The sequence below is a fragment of the Streptomyces sp. NPDC039430 genome, assembly GCF_055639435.1.
In genome coordinates, this window is sequence record NZ_JBVKAK010000004.1 from 17,740 (window position 1) to 33,785 (window position 16,046).

General features: G+C 68.0%; 17 protein-coding genes. 7 read left to right on the forward strand and 10 right to left on the reverse strand.

All coding sequences use genetic code 11. The features are described 5' to 3' along the window. Positions 1-1,517: 1,517 nt before the first annotated feature. Together ACZ7LS_RS11915 and ACZ7LS_RS11920 are read right to left on the reverse strand one after the other, a co-directional pair. Positions 1,518-1,781, reverse strand: coding sequence for a hypothetical protein (locus ACZ7LS_RS11915; protein ID WP_385137021.1), 264 nt, complete (start codon positions 1,779-1,781; stop codon positions 1,518-1,520). A gap of 264 nt (positions 1,782-2,045) precedes the next feature. After that, positions 2,046-2,453 (reverse strand): hypothetical protein, encoded by a 408-nt coding sequence (locus ACZ7LS_RS11920; protein WP_385137020.1) that lies wholly within the window; start codon positions 2,451-2,453, stop codon positions 2,046-2,048. A gap of 761 nt (positions 2,454-3,214) precedes the next feature. Here ACZ7LS_RS11920 and ACZ7LS_RS11925 point away from each other — a divergent pair. Then, positions 3,215-3,862, forward strand: a complete 648-nt coding sequence (locus tag ACZ7LS_RS11925) for a ScbR family autoregulator-binding transcription factor (RefSeq protein WP_382519462.1) — start codon at positions 3,215-3,217, stop codon at positions 3,860-3,862. A 71-nt stretch (positions 3,863-3,933) separates the two neighbouring features. On the opposite strand, the gene ACZ7LS_RS11930 is transcribed toward ACZ7LS_RS11925, so the two are convergent. The 4 genes from ACZ7LS_RS11930 to ACZ7LS_RS11945 all read right to left on the reverse strand — a co-directional run bounded on the left by ACZ7LS_RS11930 (position 3,934) and on the right by ACZ7LS_RS11945 (position 7,115). After that, entirely contained in the window at positions 3,934-4,707 is a 774-nt protein-coding gene (locus tag ACZ7LS_RS11930) for a hypothetical protein (RefSeq protein WP_385129457.1), read from the reverse strand. Positions 4,708-5,234: 527 nt separating this feature from the next. Then, positions 5,235-5,378 carry a hypothetical protein gene (locus ACZ7LS_RS11935; RefSeq protein WP_382519404.1) on the reverse strand — a complete coding sequence of 48 codons (144 nt, stop codon included), beginning with the start codon at positions 5,376-5,378 and terminating at the stop codon, positions 5,235-5,237. 116 nt (positions 5,379-5,494) lie between these two features. Next, complete coding sequence (locus ACZ7LS_RS11940; RefSeq protein ID WP_385129459.1) at positions 5,495-6,037, reverse strand: DapH/DapD/GlmU-related protein; 543 nt, start codon at positions 6,035-6,037, stop codon at positions 5,495-5,497. A 145-nt stretch (positions 6,038-6,182) separates the two neighbouring features. After that, entirely contained in the window at positions 6,183-7,115 is a 933-nt protein-coding gene (locus tag ACZ7LS_RS11945) for a LysR family transcriptional regulator (RefSeq protein WP_382519400.1), read from the reverse strand. A 287-nt stretch (positions 7,116-7,402) separates the two neighbouring features. Here ACZ7LS_RS11945 and ACZ7LS_RS11950 point away from each other — a divergent pair, with 287 nt between their 5' ends. Both ACZ7LS_RS11950 and ACZ7LS_RS11955 read left to right on the forward strand, forming a co-directional pair. Next, on the forward strand, positions 7,403-8,140 hold the full coding sequence (locus ACZ7LS_RS11950; RefSeq protein WP_385129462.1) for a VOC family protein: 738 nt from the start codon (positions 7,403-7,405) through the stop codon (positions 8,138-8,140). Positions 8,141-8,293: 153 nt separating this feature from the next. Continuing rightward, positions 8,294-9,274 carry a threonine ammonia-lyase gene (locus ACZ7LS_RS11955; RefSeq protein ID WP_385129464.1) on the forward strand — a complete coding sequence of 327 codons (981 nt, stop codon included), beginning with the start codon at positions 8,294-8,296 and terminating at the stop codon, positions 9,272-9,274. A gap of 148 nt (positions 9,275-9,422) precedes the next feature. On the opposite strand, the gene ACZ7LS_RS11960 is transcribed toward ACZ7LS_RS11955, so the two are convergent. Next, on the reverse strand, positions 9,423-10,172 hold the full coding sequence (locus ACZ7LS_RS11960; protein ID WP_385129466.1) for an SDR family oxidoreductase: 750 nt from the start codon (positions 10,170-10,172) through the stop codon (positions 9,423-9,425). A gap of 162 nt (positions 10,173-10,334) precedes the next feature. Further along, positions 10,335-11,240, reverse strand: coding sequence for an AraC family transcriptional regulator (locus ACZ7LS_RS11965; RefSeq protein WP_385129468.1), 906 nt, complete (start codon positions 11,238-11,240; stop codon positions 10,335-10,337). 144 nt (positions 11,241-11,384) lie between these two features. On the opposite strand from ACZ7LS_RS11965, the gene ACZ7LS_RS11970 reads away from it, so the two are divergent. Together ACZ7LS_RS11970 and ACZ7LS_RS11975 are read left to right on the forward strand one after the other, a co-directional pair. Continuing rightward, positions 11,385-11,702 carry a putative quinol monooxygenase gene (locus ACZ7LS_RS11970; protein WP_382878583.1) on the forward strand — a complete coding sequence of 106 codons (318 nt, stop codon included), beginning with the start codon at positions 11,385-11,387 and terminating at the stop codon, positions 11,700-11,702. Between the two features lie 102 nt (positions 11,703-11,804). After that, positions 11,805-12,800: an alpha/beta hydrolase gene (locus ACZ7LS_RS11975; RefSeq protein ID WP_385129470.1), complete on the forward strand. Its 996-nt coding sequence runs from the start codon at positions 11,805-11,807 to the stop codon at positions 12,798-12,800. 123 nt (positions 12,801-12,923) lie between these two features. Here ACZ7LS_RS11975 and ACZ7LS_RS11980 read toward each other — a convergent pair whose 3' ends face one another. Both ACZ7LS_RS11980 and ACZ7LS_RS11985 read right to left on the reverse strand, forming a co-directional pair. Then, entirely contained in the window at positions 12,924-13,832 is a 909-nt protein-coding gene (locus ACZ7LS_RS11980; RefSeq protein WP_385129472.1) for an aminoglycoside phosphotransferase family protein, read from the reverse strand. A 235-nt stretch (positions 13,833-14,067) separates the two neighbouring features. Continuing rightward, entirely contained in the window at positions 14,068-14,661 is a 594-nt protein-coding gene (locus ACZ7LS_RS11985) for a TetR/AcrR family transcriptional regulator (RefSeq protein ID WP_382880251.1), read from the reverse strand. Positions 14,662-14,746: 85 nt separating this feature from the next. On the opposite strand from ACZ7LS_RS11985, the gene ACZ7LS_RS11990 reads away from it, so the two are divergent. Continuing rightward, a complete protein-coding gene (locus tag ACZ7LS_RS11990; RefSeq protein ID WP_385129475.1) occupies positions 14,747-15,169 on the forward strand; it encodes a nuclear transport factor 2 family protein in 423 nt (140 codons plus the stop codon). Beyond that, a complete protein-coding gene (locus ACZ7LS_RS11995; RefSeq protein ID WP_385129477.1) occupies positions 15,166-16,008 on the forward strand; it encodes an NmrA family NAD(P)-binding protein in 843 nt (280 codons plus the stop codon). Before ACZ7LS_RS11990 ends, ACZ7LS_RS11995 begins: the two co-directional genes overlap by 4 nt. The last annotated feature ends 38 nt before the right edge of the window (positions 16,009-16,046 follow it).

Consider the following 16,046-nt stretch of genomic DNA (forward strand, 5'->3'; position numbering starts at 1 on the left):
ACGGGGACCGGGGACGGGGGTCCCGCCTGCTTTCTTCAGAAGGTGCTGTCCTGCTCCACGGCATACAGCTCGCAGGGGATGGCGTCTCCGCCCTCGCCATGGCGGCCGGACGTGCCGGCGCGGGTGAATCCGGCTCTGACAGGACGCGGCCGGAGACCGGGTTGCCGGGATGGCGCATGACCTCCAGCCGGCCGGGGCCGGCGGTGGTGAAAACGACGGAGACGCCCTGGCCGGCGGCGTGGATGGCACAGCCGCGGCCCCAGCTGTCCTGCCTGAGGACGCAGCTGATGATGCCCACGGACGGAGTTCCCCGCCGCAGGACGATCAGTCTCATCAGGCCGGCTTCGCCGAAGATGCCCCAGCTCCCCCGCACGCGGGGGAGCTGGGGCGCCCGCGTGCGGGGGCGGTGCGGATCTCCTCGCGGGCCCGGCCGACAGTGAGGGGCACGCCGGTGGTGTGCCGGACGGAAGCCCCGCCGCAGACCCGGGTACGGGCTGCCGCGTCACCCCGGCCCAGAGCCCGCAGCATCACCATGCGCAAACCCCCTTCACAGTGCACCGGTCAGCAGGCGGTACCCAACGGCACACCGGCCACGCCGGCACCCTGCGAAACCCCCTCGACAAGAACACCGGACACGTGAAGGGCGACAACAACACCGCACCAGACGACCACACACAGCGGGAGAACCACCGGAGCCGACCGGAACGCCCGGCACGAGACACCGGGAAACAGCCGACCCCGCCCCACCGCCGCCGACCCCGCCCACCGGCTCCGGGGCCGGCCACACGGCGATCCGGATGACCCCCTCCCGCGCACAAGGCAGCACGAAAGCCCACACACCCCGGCCCGGCAGCGGCAATCCCGCCTGAGACCCGCCGCGAACCCGACAAGATCACACGAGAAGCGAAAGCCCGGACATCGCGAAAGAGCACGACAACGGCCCCACCCGATACCGCCTCCCACCGTCGAAACACCCGGATGACACCCCGGTGACGTCCCCAAAATCCGTACCCCAGCCCAATCCTCATGAACAACCAGCACGAGACCGGACACTCACCGCTGCTCAAACCGACCGGCAAAACTGTCACCCAGGACGAACGAAGCCAGCCGCTCACACATCCCCCCTCCCCTCCCCCGCGCCGACGACCGATCACGCCTGCACCCAGCCCCCGAACAGGCAGATCGTCCCCCGCCAGACCCGCCGGACCCGCCGGACCTGCCGGGCCTTCCGGGGGCGTGCCGGGGGCCGCTGACGCTTTTCCGCAGCGCCGGGCGAGAGGAGCGGAGGTGACACCGTGCGCGACCACACCGAGCAGCACGGTGCACGCGATCACCGGAAGGACCGGCCGCCAGGCCGGCGGCGCGAGCTCCTCGACCGCCAGCAGGCCGAAAATGACAGACGCCGGCCCCCGCGGCCCGAACCAGCCCACGAACAGCACGGCCCTTCCGTCCAGTCCGCTTCCCACCAGGCAGAGGGCCACGGGCACCATGCGCAGCACCGTCAGGCTCAGTACCGCCTAAAGCACTGCCTGCCAGGTGAGGTGACCAAAGACAGCCGGCACCAGCACGGCACCGAACAGCAGCCACACCAGCACGGAGAACACCGAGGCAGCCTGCTCCACGAGCAACAGCACACGCCGTACAGCACCTTCCACCGAACCGAAAGCCAGACCGGCGACAAAACCGGCGACGAAACCGGCGACGAAACCGGCGACGAAACCGTTCCCGCCGACCGCAACAGCCAAGGTGAAACTGAGGAAAGCCAGCGCCAGAACACCCACTCCTGCAACATCCCCCGGCCGCCCAGCCCCTGCGCAGGGCACAACACAACCCCCACCCGGCAACCAGCCCCAGCACCATGCCATAACCCAGACCAACAGCAAGCTCCACAAGAACACCACCAGAAGCACGCACCTGCGACATACCCCCGGCCGCAGCCACCCCGGCCAGGGCAACCACCACAAACCGAGCGGCAATCCCGTCACCCAGACCACCCTCGACACTGATCAGCCGGCGAACCCTCGCGGGCACAACCGGACCCGCCATCACCGCAGCACCAAGCACAGCATCCGTCGGACCAAACACCACAGCAACACACAACGCAGCCCACCCCGACACCCCCGGCAACAACCCCACCGCCACCAGAACACCGAAACCGACACACAACGCAACCCGAACAACAAAAGCCACACATACAAACCAAACTCCGGCCACACAGCCCGAAAAGACAACCCCACAGCATCAGCGAAAAACACCCAGACCAAAACCACCTCCGCCAGAACCCACACCACCCCCGGCGACGAACCCAGATCCAGAACACCCACCCCCTCACCCAAAAACAGACCCAACAACACAAAAACCACCCGAACAGTGAACTCAACACACACCAACCGCCCCGAAAACAAACCCCAGAGAAAAAGAAGAAACAGGACCAGCGAAAAAGTTCCATCCACCAGAACTCCACAACCAACCCCACCCCACCCCACCCAACACGACCCAACCCGACACGACACGACACGAAACCCGATACTTCGCGATCAGCACACCCAGGAAAACCAACCGGAAAGACGGATCACGGGACTCTCACCCCAGCGGCCGCACACAGCCACCCAACACAAACACGCCGAACACTGAACGCCCAGCACACCACAACCCCCAACAACCACAACAGCAATTCACCGACACAGAAACACAACACCCACCCACAACCAGAACACCAACACGCCAAGACACCAAGGTCCTGACGCGCACCGCAAGCACCAGGATTCAGGAACTGCCGCCGCAAACAGACCAGCAGGACCAAACACCACAGACACCACAGACACGGCGCGCACGACAGACACCCCGGGCACGGCGGGCGGGTACGGGCGGCCGGGTCCGGGCGGCAGGGCCGCCCCCCGCCCACCGCAGACACCGCAAGCGCGGCAGACACCGCAGGCGCGGCGAGCTCGGCGCGCATCACAGGCACCCCGGGCACGGCCCGCACGACAGACAGCACAGACACCCCGGGCACGGCAGGCACGGCAGGCACGGCAGGCACGGCGGGCGCGGCAGACACCACGGGCACGGCAGGCACGGCAGACACCACGGGCGTGGCGGGCGGGTCCGAGCGGGCAGGGCCGTCCCCCCGCGGACCCCGACCTCTGTAAGATACGAACTCGCCGGTTTTTTTGTGGACCGGGAGACAACGGACCCGCAGGTGAAGGAGGCGAAAGTGGCGAAACAGGACAGAGCGATCCGTACACGTCAGACGATCCTGGGGGCAGCAGCCCGCGTATTCGAAGAACACGGATACCAGGCAGCCACCATCACCCAAATCCTCACCACCGCAGGCGTCACCAAAGGCGCCCTCTACTTCCACTTCCAGTCCAAAGAAGACCTCGCCCAAGGCGTACTCAGCGAACAGGACCAACACCTCACCGTCCCCCACCGCCCCTGCAAAATCCAGGAAGTCGTCGACGTCATCATGCTCCACGCCCACCGCCTCCAGACCGACCCCATGGTCCGCGCCGGCGTCCGCCTCTCCCTCGACCAACAAGCACACGACCTCGACCGCACCGGCCCCTTCCGCAACTGGGCCACCGTCATGCAAGAACTCCTCGAAAAAGCACAAACCCAAGGCGAACTCCTCCCCCACGTCCACCCCACCGAAAGCTCAGACGTCCTCGTAGGAAGCTTCGCCGGCATCCAAGCCATGTCCCAAGCACTCACCGACTACCACGACCTCAACCACCGCGTCCCCTCCCTCCTCCGCCACCTCCTCCCCAACATCACCCTCCCCTCCATCCTCACCTCCCTCGACCTCACCCCCACCCGAGGCCACACCATCCACACCCAACTCACCACCACCCCACACCACTAACCCAACACACAACCACAACACGCAACAGCCCCACCACACAAAGCCACCCGGAACGGCCGCTTGCAGAACTTTCAGACGCGGTAAGGGTTGCGCAGATAGGTCAGGCTCAGATCGCCCGTGTTGCCGAAGTACCGGGAGACCAGGTACGCGGGATCCGTCGCGATCACGCCTGCCTGGAGGTCGCTGCCGTCGTTCATGTCGTCCCAGGTCCAGGGAGTGTGCGCCGCGTTGGCCTTGCCGTTGTCACCGCGGAGCGTGCCCCACTTGGCGTACGTCTCACTGTTGTCGCGACGGCCCCAGAGGCTGTCGGAGGCGGTGAGGTCGGTGAGTCCGTACCGTGCGTCGCGGTCGTTGCCGCCGGTCGGGACCGAACCCGCACCGCGACTCGGCTTGAAGACGATTCCGTCGCCGCCGGGGAAGTCGGCACCGTTCCAAGCGTAGGCACCGTGACCGCGCGCTTCCTGGAAGCTCGTCGGGTGCGCCGCACCGTCGTAGGCCTGCATGATCACAGTGCCGTCGATGCTTTCGCGGCCGCCGGTGAAGGGGCTGCCGGGCGGAGTGTACGAGTAGAAGTTGTCGTGTGCGAGCGTCACAACCGCCTGAAGGGCGCCGTACTCGCTCCCGTCCTTACGGACAACCTCCAACTGACCCTCCATGTCGTTCTCGTGCGAGAACAGGTTCAGCGGGTAGTCCTTCCAGTCCCGGGGGTGATAGAAGGCGTAGGTGATGTACCAGTGCGTCTCGGTCTCGACCACCGAGTAGTACGCGGTGCCGGTCAGCCGTGAGGTGTTGGCGTCGAGGTTCTCCCAGTTGTTCAGGGTGTTCCAGTCGCCGTCGTAGTTCACCGGCGCCAGGTAGTCGGCGGAGTAGTACTTCGATGAGGTGTCCTGGTAATGCAGGGGCGCCCAGCGGTAGGCGAGGTCGGCGTCGCTGGGGGGCGGCCTGTGCGGGCGGGGCGAGGAACAGCGTGGTGGCGCCCACGAACGCGGCGGACAGGGTGGCCAGGGCGGATCTCCAACGGGGCACGGCAGTCCTTCTGTAGGGAAGTCGGAGTGACGACTCCCCATGATCGGGACCGGCTGTCCCTGCGCGAAGCCCTGGTCAATGAATGTTCAACGGCGAGAGGCGATTGTTCACCCAGGCACTTTGGAACGTACTCACATTCCCTTCCATCTGCGGACGTTGTACCGCTCGGCGCACGGTCACGGCGACCGCGGCGCGAACGCGCGGAAACGGCGCCCCGAAGAGATCGCGATAGCCGATACGGCCGGCAGCATCACCGTGGACGCCGGGCCGCCGGGCCGCCGGGCCGCCGGGCCGCCGCCGGCAGCGTAGTCGGGCAGATCCGCGACCAGTCCCGCAGACGGATCCGTCACGAGACGGGCAGGGCGCCCCGGGCCGGTGCCGTCGTGAGCGCGATCGACTCCCAGTTCGTCAGACCGTCGAGACCGTCGGCCGCGGCTCGCACGGCCAGAATGATCGCGGCCCAGGTGAGCCGCGATTCCAAAGGCGGCAAGAGGCGTTCGTAGTTCCTCCCACGCCGGCGGGCGTGCATCGCCGCTGCCCTCGCTGCCGCCAATCTGTTCCGTCCATGGTGCCTCTGGGATGTCGCGGGTGGCCCCGGAGAGGTTGTCACCACCGTCGGTACACAGCGGCTTTGGCGCCGGTCACCAGGCTTGCCGGCGGGACGTCGTCGGCCACCACCGCGCCGGCGGCGACCACGGCATCACGACCGATAGTGACACCGGGCAGGATCGTGGCACCGGCACCGATCCACACGTTCTCCGCCACGTCGATGGGTGCGCCGGTGAGGTACAGCCGCCGCTCCCCGGGATCGACCGGGTGGCCACTGGTGATGAACGTGACCTTCGGGCCGACCATCACGCGCTCACCGAGCCGGATGCCGGCATAGTCCAGGAACGTGCAGTTCTGGTTGATGAACACACGCTCGGCGAGGTCGAGATGGAGGCCGTGGTCCGTGTAGAAGGGCGGATAGATCGTGACTCTCGGCGGCAGTGGTTTGCCGAGGATCTGTTCGAACAAGTCGGCTTTACCCGCTTCGTCCTCGAAAGGCAGGGTGTTCAGGCGGGAGGTGAGCCCGGTGACTCGCAGGACCCTCTCGGCCATGGCCCGGAACTCCTCGCTGTGAATACGCATGAGACGGTCGCTGGACATGCCACAAGCCCTTCTGGTGTACCGATTCTGGATAAGACCCGCCGGACGCCGACGGAGGCTGCTGTCAGCAGCCGGTCGAGTCACGTGTGTTGGGACGAGGAGCTGCCGGGGACCTGCGACCATGCACGATGTCGCTATCGCCGTGTCATGGCGCAGTTGCCCAGGACGGGCGCCAGACCGTCTCGGGGAGCCTTGGCAGGCTTCCCAGGTGGGTGATGATTCCACAAAGCCCTGGATGTGGATTCGTCCTGGAGAGGATGAGCGAGAGCGGGTACGCGAGGGTCGGACTCACGATGGGGACGCGGCGCAGGTCGTGGTTCGTCGGCCAGATGTACCGGTCGCGTGCCCCGACGAGGGTGGCCACGTCCGCGGAGTCCGCGAGGGTGTCCAGGAGTACTTCGTCCCCGAAGTGCGGGCCTGCCGCGTCGATACGCAGGTCGAAGTCGGTGGCGAGCTGATCGTAGAACTCGGACCATTCGCTTCCGGGTGCGATACCCGGCACCCAGATCCGGTGCTTACGCAGCTGCGCTGGCGTCAGTCTTCGTGCGGAGGCGAGCGGATGTCCCGGACCGACGAGAAGCTCCAGCGGGGAGTCGAACGCGTGGATCATGTGCACGTCGGGCGGCAGTGCGCCCGGGTCGGTGACGGTACGGAACGAGGCGTCGATATCGCCCGCTTCGACGGCGGCGACCGCCACCCGTGGGTCGTTGACTCTGAGGGTCACCACATCGAGATCGGTTTCGGGATGCGACTGCCAGTAATCGTGCAGAACAACGGACTGCGCACTTCGCAAGCCGAGAACGTCGATGCGAAGGGCCCGGGAGCCGGGCCTGACCGCAGTGATGGCGCGCTCGACACCGGCGACGATGCTCCGTGCGTGGGGAAGAAACGCCTGACCGTCGAGCGTCATCTCAACCCCTCGCGCGGTACGTGTGAACAGGCGCACTTCCAGCGCGCGCTCCAGCGCGGCGATCCGCTTGGAGACCGCCTGCTGTGTCACGCCCAGCTCATCGGCCGCATGTTGGAACCGTCCGAGCTCGGCTGCCCGGACGAACGATCGCAATGCCTCGGTGTCCACTGGTCCATCGTAGGGCTGCCCAACCAATCGTTGTGGCTCGCCCAGGATTGGTTGTGTGATCGCTCCTGCGTGGCCGTTGTGCTTCGAGTGTCCAAACCGCCGGTTGTGGCAAGGAGCCATTGTGGCGAGGAGCCATGCGACAGGGGCGTTGAGCCGGTCCGTCCAGTGTGAGTGACTGAGTACTTCAGCCGGCGAGCTGAGCAGTGCGGTTGACGAGCGCGTTGAGCTCCGCGTAGTGACGGTATATGCGTTTGTCGTTGCGGGGCGGTGTGCATAGGGTCGGCGGCATGGCAACACGGCTTGTGCAAATTGCGATGAACGCTCAGGACGATTCCGCGCTCGGCCGGTTCTGGGCGGAGGTGCTCGGCTGGAGCGTTGACAGCGAGGAACCCGGCGTGACGAACCTCGAACCCGTGGGCCTTGTCTACCCCGACCCCGTCGCCGTCTGCGTCGACGTTCTTCGCGTCCCGGAACCCAAAACGGTAAAGAATCGTGTGCACATCGACCTTGCCACCACCTCCGCTGCCCACCAGTCGGAGCTGGTCGCGCGCCTCCAGGTTCTCGGCGCGACACCCGCCGACGTGGGGCAGGGCGACGTACCGTGGACGGTCCTGGCCGACCCGGAGGGCAACGAGTTCTGCGTGCTGGAACCGCGATCGATCTACCGGGACACCGGGCCGATGGCCGCGGTGGTGGTCGACTGCGCGGATCCGCGGGCCATGGCCCGGTTCTGGGGCGAGGCGATGGACTGGACCCTTCACGAAGTGACCGACGATCAAGCGGTGCTGCGGTCCGCCAAGGGTGTCGGCCCGTATCTGGAGTTCCTCCGCACCTCCGACGCGAAGACCGTGAAGAACCGCATCCATCTCGACGTCTGCCCGTACCCCGGTGACGATCAAGCGGCGGAGGCGGACCGGCTGCGGGCTCTCGGCGCCACCGACCTCGACCTCGGCCAGGGCGACGTACCGTGGACGGTCCTCGCCGACCCGGAGGGCAACGAGTTCTGCGTCCTCACTCCACGCTGATCCCCACGCTGACACGAGGGCTTGACGACAAGGACACGGGAGCTTGACGACAAGCTCGAACGCCCCAGGTACGCAGTCTGCCAGCCTCAACCGACCTGCGGTAATCGAGAATTACTCGTCGGAACAGCGCCGGCGGCACTACGCTGTCGTGTCGTGCAGCAGACGCGTCTCGACACTGCTCGGATCCGGGCGGCTCGCCGGGTGATCGACCCGACTTTCCTCGACACTCCGCTGTACCGCTGCGAGGCGCTGGAGCCCGGCCTCGGGTGCACCGTGAGCATCAAGCTCGAAACGGCGAATCCGGTCCGCAGCTTCAAGGCCCGCGGCACCGAGATCGTCGCGAGCCGGCTCGCCGACCGCGGCTCGCGAGCCGTGGTGTGCGCCAGCGCGGGCAATCTCGGCCAAGCCCTCGCCTGGTCCGGCCGCGGCCGGGGGCTCGACGTGACCGTCGTGGCATCCCGCTTCGCGACGGTGGCCAAGCTCGACCGCATCCGCGCGCTGGGCGCCGGGCTGGAGCTGGTGGACGGCGACCACGAGATGGCCCGCCAGCGGGCAGCGGCCATCGCTCGGTACGACGGCGTCCGGCTGCTCGAAGACAGCTTGGACATCGAGACCTGCGAGGGTGCGGCGACCATCGGTCTGGAACTGGTGGACGCCGTGCCGTCGTTCGACACCGTCCTGATCGCTCTCGGCGGCGGGGCACTGGCGACCGGCGTGGGTCATGTGCTGAAGACCTTGGCGCCCGACGTCGAGGTGATCTGCGTCCAGCCGCTGGGCGCACCGGCAATGACACATTCGTGGCACAGGCGGTGTGTCGTCACCACCGGCTCGACCGACACCATCGCCGACGGCGTCGCCGGCCGGTTTCCCATCCCGGCCGTCCTGGACGATCTCCTGCTGGTCGCTGACGACGCCGTCCTGGTTCAGGAGGCATCGATCATCGCTGGTATGCGGATGCTCCTCCACCATGCCGGCCTCGTCGTCGAGCCGTCGTCCGCGCTCGGCATCGCGGCGATCCTCGAAGACCGTGAACGCTTCGCCGGCCGGCATGTGGTCACCATCGTGTGCGGCAGCAACGTCGACGTGGACGCCTACCACCACTGGGTCGGCGCACCTCCCACTCACAGGTCCTGACAACACGCCTTGACAGCGGGTCTTGACAGCAGGTCTTGACGACAGGTCTTGTCAACTACTCGCGGGGACAACGCTGCTACCACCGCACACCTTCGTGGCCTTCGTCCCGCTGACGTTTCAGTGCGGCGTCATCATGCCTGCTGGCTGGTCACTTCGCCTGGGCGAGCCGGACCGCGTCGGGACCGGCGGGGAACCGCAGCTGCCCGGTCGTGTCGTGCACAGCCCGCCACACCGTCTCGGCGACGTCGCTCTCCTTGGTGAACACGTCCTGGCCCGTGAAGTCGTCCATGGCCTTCTTCGCGAACGCCGCGTAGGGCGCCGGGACGAGCGCGTCCAGCGACCCGCCGTTCGTTGCCCTGGCCGCGAAGTTCGTCGTCAGGCAGGCGCCCGGTTCGACCGTCTTCGCCTGCACACCGAACGGCGCGAGTTCGAGCGCGAGGGACGCGGTGAACCCCTCGATGGCCATCTTGCTCGCCTTGTAGACGGCCGAGAGTGGCATGTGCCCCAGCACAACGCTGGAGGTCACGTTGACCACCACGCCTGAGCCTCGCTCGCGGAACTGGGGCAGCACCGCCTGCGTCATCGCCATCACACCGAACGTGTTGGTCTCGAAAACCTCCCGCACTCGGGCCATGGGGGTGCCCTCGAACACGCTGATCGAGGGCACGCCCGCGTTGTTGACCAGGACATCGACGGGGCCCGCTGCCTCGAACACGGCGGTGATGCTCTCGGGACTGGTCACGTCGAGTTCGACGACGCGGAGCCGGTCCGACTCAGGAAGGACGTCAGGACGCGGCGTCCGCATCGTGGCGATGACGTTCCAGCCCTGCGAGTGGAAGTGGCGGGCGGTCTCCCGCCCGTACCCGGATGAAGTACCAGTGATCAGAACCGTCTCCATGATGTGCCCCTTGCGATGTGATGGGATCCGTCCGGATGCACAGGCGTTCTCCTGCTCCGCGGGAGAACCCGGTGATCCCATTGAATCGCTGTGACGTGGGGAGACAGTAGAGCTATCGTCGCTGGTCCTTGCACGATCCTCCTGTGCGGGCTCGCCCCCGGCTCAAGGCAGGAGGTGCGCCGGGGTGCGTACGGTGTTCCGCAGGCGGGCGGCGTCCTGGCTGGGGGGTGCGCCGAACTGGCGGCGGTATTCCCGGCTGAACTGGGAGGGGTTGTCGTAGCCGACGCGCCGGCCGACCCCGGTGACGTCTCCGGGGTGGGTGGTGAGCAGCAGCCGGGCTTCCTGCAGCCGGATCTGCTTCTGGAACTGGATGGGGCTCATCGCGGTCACCGCTTGGAAGTTGCGGTAGAAGGCGGAGACGCCCATGCCGGACCGGCGCGCCACGTCCTCGACCCGGAAGGGCTGCGCGTAGTGCTCGCGGATCCAGCGCACGGCCCGCGAGATGTGGCTGAGACTGCTGTCGGCCAGGCCGAACTGGCGAACCGTCGCACCCTGCTCCCCGGTGATCAGACGCCACAGGATCTCGCGCTTGACGAGCGGGGCCAGTACGGCCCGGTCGCGGGGCTCGTCGAGCAGGCGCAACAGCCGGACCACCGCGTCGAGCAGCGCGGCCGGAGCGTCACTGACGGCGATCCCCGAGGGCGCGCCACCACTCATGCGAGGGGTGTCTCCGTGCCCGGCCCCAAGCAGCAGTTCGGCGACGGCGGACGGTTCCAGGACGAGGCCGAACCCCAGCGCCGGCCGCCCGCGTTCGGCCTGGATGAACTGCCCCGTGACAGGCAGATCGACGGACGCGACCAGATACTGCCCGGGTCCGTACTCGAACACCCTCTCCCCCAGGGCGAGGCGTTTGGCGCCCTGGGCGATGACCGCCAGGACCGTACCGGACATCGAGGGTGCCGGCGGGTCGGGGCGGTCGACCTTCGAGATGAGGACGCCGTCGACGGCGGTGGTCCAGTCGGGTCGCGCATGGCGGGCCAGCAGGGTGCGGAGTTCGTCGAGGTCCATGCGTCCATTGCAGCACCATTGCGCACGGTGGCTCCCGAAGCCGCGAGGATCGTGCACGTACACACGAGCATCGTTCTAACGTTTCCGCAGGTCACGCACGTTGAATGGAATCACCGCACTCCATCAACGAAGAAGAGGGCATCCATGAACGTCAACTACGGCTTCAACGCCACCCTGACCGCCAGGCCGGCCATGGGAGACCAGCTCGTCGACCTGCTGCTGACCGGACTGAACGAGGGCAGCCCCGGCGCGAGCGAGCACTGCCTCGTCTACCTCGTCTCCCGCTCCGCGTCGGACCCCGACATCGTCCACGTCACCGAAGGCTGGACGAGCGAGGAGGACCATCACCGCGTCTTCGCCGGCGAGACCGCCCAGGCCATCGTGGCGCGGATCGGCCCGCTGCTCGCCAAGGACTCCGCGTATACCGACTACGTCCCGGTCCGCGGCAAAGCCGCCTTCTGACCCGCCGAAGACCCCACACCCCGGCTCACGCGGCCTCGGTGCCCACCGAGGCGGCCCTCTTCCCGCCCCACCGTCCGCCACCACCCACGAAAGGCGACGACCATGACCACGGCACGCCCCGCCCTCGACCCCGAACTGCGCGAACTCATGGCCGACATGCCGCTGATGTCCCGGCTCAGCCGCGAAACGCTGGCGCAGGTGCGCCCCTTCTCCTCGATGCCCGTCGAACCGCTCCTCGAAGGGCGCGCGATCGACCGGCGCGAGGTCACCGTTCCGAGTCCGGACGGCGTCCCGATCCCGTTGTCGGTCTTCAGCCCCGCGCACGCCGATCGCACCTCCGCCGCACCCTGTGTCTACTGGATGCACGGCGGGGGGATGATCATGGGCGACCGCTTCTCGCAGATCGACATCCCGCTGGAGTGGCTCGACGAGTTCGGCGCCGTCGTGGTCTCCGTCGACTACCGGCTCGCTCCTGAGGCCACCGGCACCGTCCCGGTCGATGACTGCTACCAGGGACTGCTCTGGATCGCCGGCCACGCCGCCGAACTGGGCATCGACCCCGCCCGGATCATCGTCGCGGGCGCCAGCGCGGGCGGCGGCCTCGCGGCCGGGGTCGCCCTGCTGGCCCGTGACCTCGGCACCCCGGCGATCGCCGCCCAAATCCTGATCGGCCCCATGCTCGACCACCGCAACACCACCACGTCCAGCGGCCAGTACGCGAACGGGCCCGGTGTCTGGACCCGCGAGATGAACGAATTCGGCTGGAGCTGCCTCCTCGGCGACCTCACCGACGACGAGATACCCGCATACGTCTCCCCCGCCCTGGCCGACGACCTCTCGGGCCTGCCGGCCACCTACATCGACACCGGCTCAGCCGAAGTCTTCCGCGACGAGGACACCGACTACGCGAGCCGCCTCTGGGCGGCCGGCGGCCAGGCCGAACTCCACGTCTGGGCAGGCGGCTTCCACGGATTCGACGCCCTGTACCCGCGAGCGCGGATCTCGGCCACGGCCCGCCGAACCCGTACCGACTGGCTCGCGCGAGTCCTGCTCACGATCCCCGCCGATCCCCACCGCACAACGCCACCGAAATCCTGATGACGCGGTGGGCATGAGTGCCTGTTCGCGCAGCCTTGCCCCGCCAGGATGCCGCGCCGAGGAGCAGGCGTGCTGCGCGCCCTTGCCGTCCTGCCACAGGAACGGCAGCGCTGCCGGGCTCGACTACGCGAACCGTTCGTGGTCGGCCAGTACCGCGTCGATCACACGGAGATGGATGGCAGCCCGTTCGTCTCGGGGATCCGGGCACTCGGCCACCGTCAGCGCGGCCTTCCACAGTGCCCAGCCCCTGGCCCTGGCCCACGTGCCGTCGTCCTGTCCGACCGCTTGGCGGAACACCTCGCGACTGTCGTCACGGAACAGGGTCCAGGCGATGGTGAGGTCACAGGCCGGATCGCCGACGCCCGAGGTGCCGAAGTCGATGACGGCCGACAGTTCACCACCGTCGACGAGCAGGTTGTTGCCACCGACGTCGCCGTGGAACCAGACCGGCTTCCCCTGCCACTCGGCGGCGAGTGCCGCCTGCCAGACCTCGGTGGCCCGCACGGTGTCGACGCGGCTGCCCAGGGCGGCGAGGCACCGGTGCGTCTCGTCGTCGTAGTGGGCGGGTGACGCGCCGCGGTAGAAGCTGTGTGCCCCCGCGAGCGGACCATCGGTGGCGTCACAACGCTGCAGGGCGCGAATGAAACCGGCCACATCGGCGGCGAATTGGGACATGTCGCCGACACGTTCGGGAGAGGCCGTCTCGCCGGGCAGCCAGCGGCGTACCGACCAGGAGTGGGGATATCCCTCGCCCGGGGCCCCCTTGGCAAGGACGGTGGGCACCGCCACCGGAAGGGACGGGGCCAGGCGGGGCAGCCAGTCACATTCCTTGTCGACAGCGGAGGCGTAGCCGGCGGCGGTGGGCAGACGGACCGTCATGTCCTCACCGAGGCGGTACGTACGGTTGTCCCAGCCGTCCACCGCCACCGGGACGACCGGCAGACGCGCCCATCGCGGAAACTGCGTGGCAATGAGCCGCTTCACCAGCGCCGCGTCGATTCCTGCGCGCCCGTCGGGAACAGTCGAAAGCATCCGCCGATCATCACAGGTGCGTTCGTGTGAGGCAACGGAATAACGGCATGGAACACACCCAGGCATCCCAACACCCCGGCACCCCGGCACCCCGGCACCCCGACATCCGGGCACCCCGACATCCGGGCATCCGGGCATCCGGGCATCCGGGCATCCGGGCATCCGGAGAACGGTCCGACCTCGGCTCGTACTACCAGCCCAGGGGACCGCGCGATCCTCGATCACTCCTCCGCGGTCATCCCCGAAGGGGGCCGGAGCCCAGCACCCTGGCAGTGAAGTCCGCCAATTGCGCGCGCATTCTTTCGCGCGGCACGCGCTCCTTTCCGGCCAGATGCTCGACGAGGTCGGCTCGGGTGGCGGCGAGCAGGGCGTGGGCGGTGAAGTCGCCGTCGGCCAGGCCGGGGATCCGCTCCAGTACGGCGTGGAGCAGGCCGTGCCATCGCTCGTAATGCGCCGCCTGGTACGGGCTGCTGCCCCCGCCCTCCTCCAGGGCCAGCATGAGGCCGCGGTTGTCGAGTTTGAAGCACAGGACAGCGTCGAGCAGGGCGGGTACGCGCTGTTGCGGTGGGGTGGCGGGGCCCAGAGGCGGCGGGCCGCTCTCGACGGCCTCTCTGACCGGCTGGAGCCGCGCCTCGTACAGCGCGCGGAGCAACCCGGGCCGGTCTCCGAAGGCCCGGAAGAGCGTGCCCTTGCCGACGCCGGCCGCTGCCGCGATGTCGGCCATGGTGACGTCTTCGGGGCTCTCGCAGCGGGCGAAGAGGGCGTCAGCTGCCGCGAGGACGGCTTGCCGGTTACGGGCGGCGTCCTTGCGGGGCTTGCGCTCGGTCATGCTGCTCCTCCATTTACAAAGCGGACCCTGGGTCCGTATCGTCAAAACGGACCCGCAGTCCGGATTCTATGTATGGAGGATACGCATGTCCGCACCGACTTCTCCGGCGGATCTTTACCGCCACAGCCTGCGGCTGCTACTGGACAAGAACATTCCCGGCTGGGTCGGCCTGTGGGCCGAGGACAGCCTCATGGAGTTCCCCTTCGCCCCCGACGGCCCGCCCAAGCGGCTGGAGGGCAAGGAGGCCATCGCCGCCTACATGCGCCACTACCCCGACCACATCGATCTGCACGACTTCCCGGCCCCGCGGATCCACCAGACCACCGATCCGGAGACCATCGTGGTCGAGATGCGCGGCGTCGGCCGCGTGATACAGACCGACAGCCCCTTCGACATGACCTACATCGCCGTCGTCACCGTTCAGGACGGGCGCTTCACGTCCTACCGCGACTACTGGAACCCCCTCGCGCTCGAAGCCGGCACCGACTTCACCGGGCGCAGCCGATGACGACCACCGGCACCTCTCTGGTCATCGGCGCGACCGGCACCACCGGCAGCCGCACCGCCGCGCGGCTGACAGCCGCCGGCCACCGCGTCAAAGCCGCCAGCCGCCATGCCACCCCGGTCTCCGGCACAGAGCCGGTCCTCTTCGACTGGTACGCCCCCGCCACCCATGCCGCCGCCCTCGACGGAGCCGACCGTGTCTACCTCATACCGCCCCTGGGCGACTCCGACCCGGCGCCGGTCATGCTGCCGTTCCTCCGGCAGGCCCGCACCGCCGGCGTACACCGCGCCGTGCTTCTCAGTTCCTCGGCCATTCCCCAGGGCGGCCCGGCGGTGGGAGCGGTGCACGACGCCCTGCCCGATCTGTTCGAACAGTGGGCGGTACTGCGGCCCTCGTGGTTCATGCAGAACTTCACCGGAACGCACACGCACGCCGTGAGCATCCGTGAAGAAGGCGTCATCCGGACCGCGACCGGGAGCGGCCGGGTCGGTTTCGTCGACGCCGGGGACATCGCGGCCGTCGCCGTCCACGCCCTCACCGACGAGCACGCCCCCAACACCGATCTCGTCCTCACCGGGCCGGAGGCGCTCAGCTACGACGACATCGCCGCGATCACCACCGAGGTCACCGGCCGGCCCGTGGTCCACCGGCGTCTGTCACACGAGCACATGCGCGACCACCTCACGGCGCGGATACCCGTGGAGTTCGCCACGATGCTGGCCGACATGGACCGTGCCATTGCCGAGGGGGCCGAGAACCGCGTCACCGACACCGTCCAGCGCCTCACCGGCCGGCCCGCACGCACCTTCCGCGCCCTTCTTGAAAGGGAGACCGGGTCCTGAGACCAGATGCTGGGATGAGCTGCTGAGATGAGATGTAC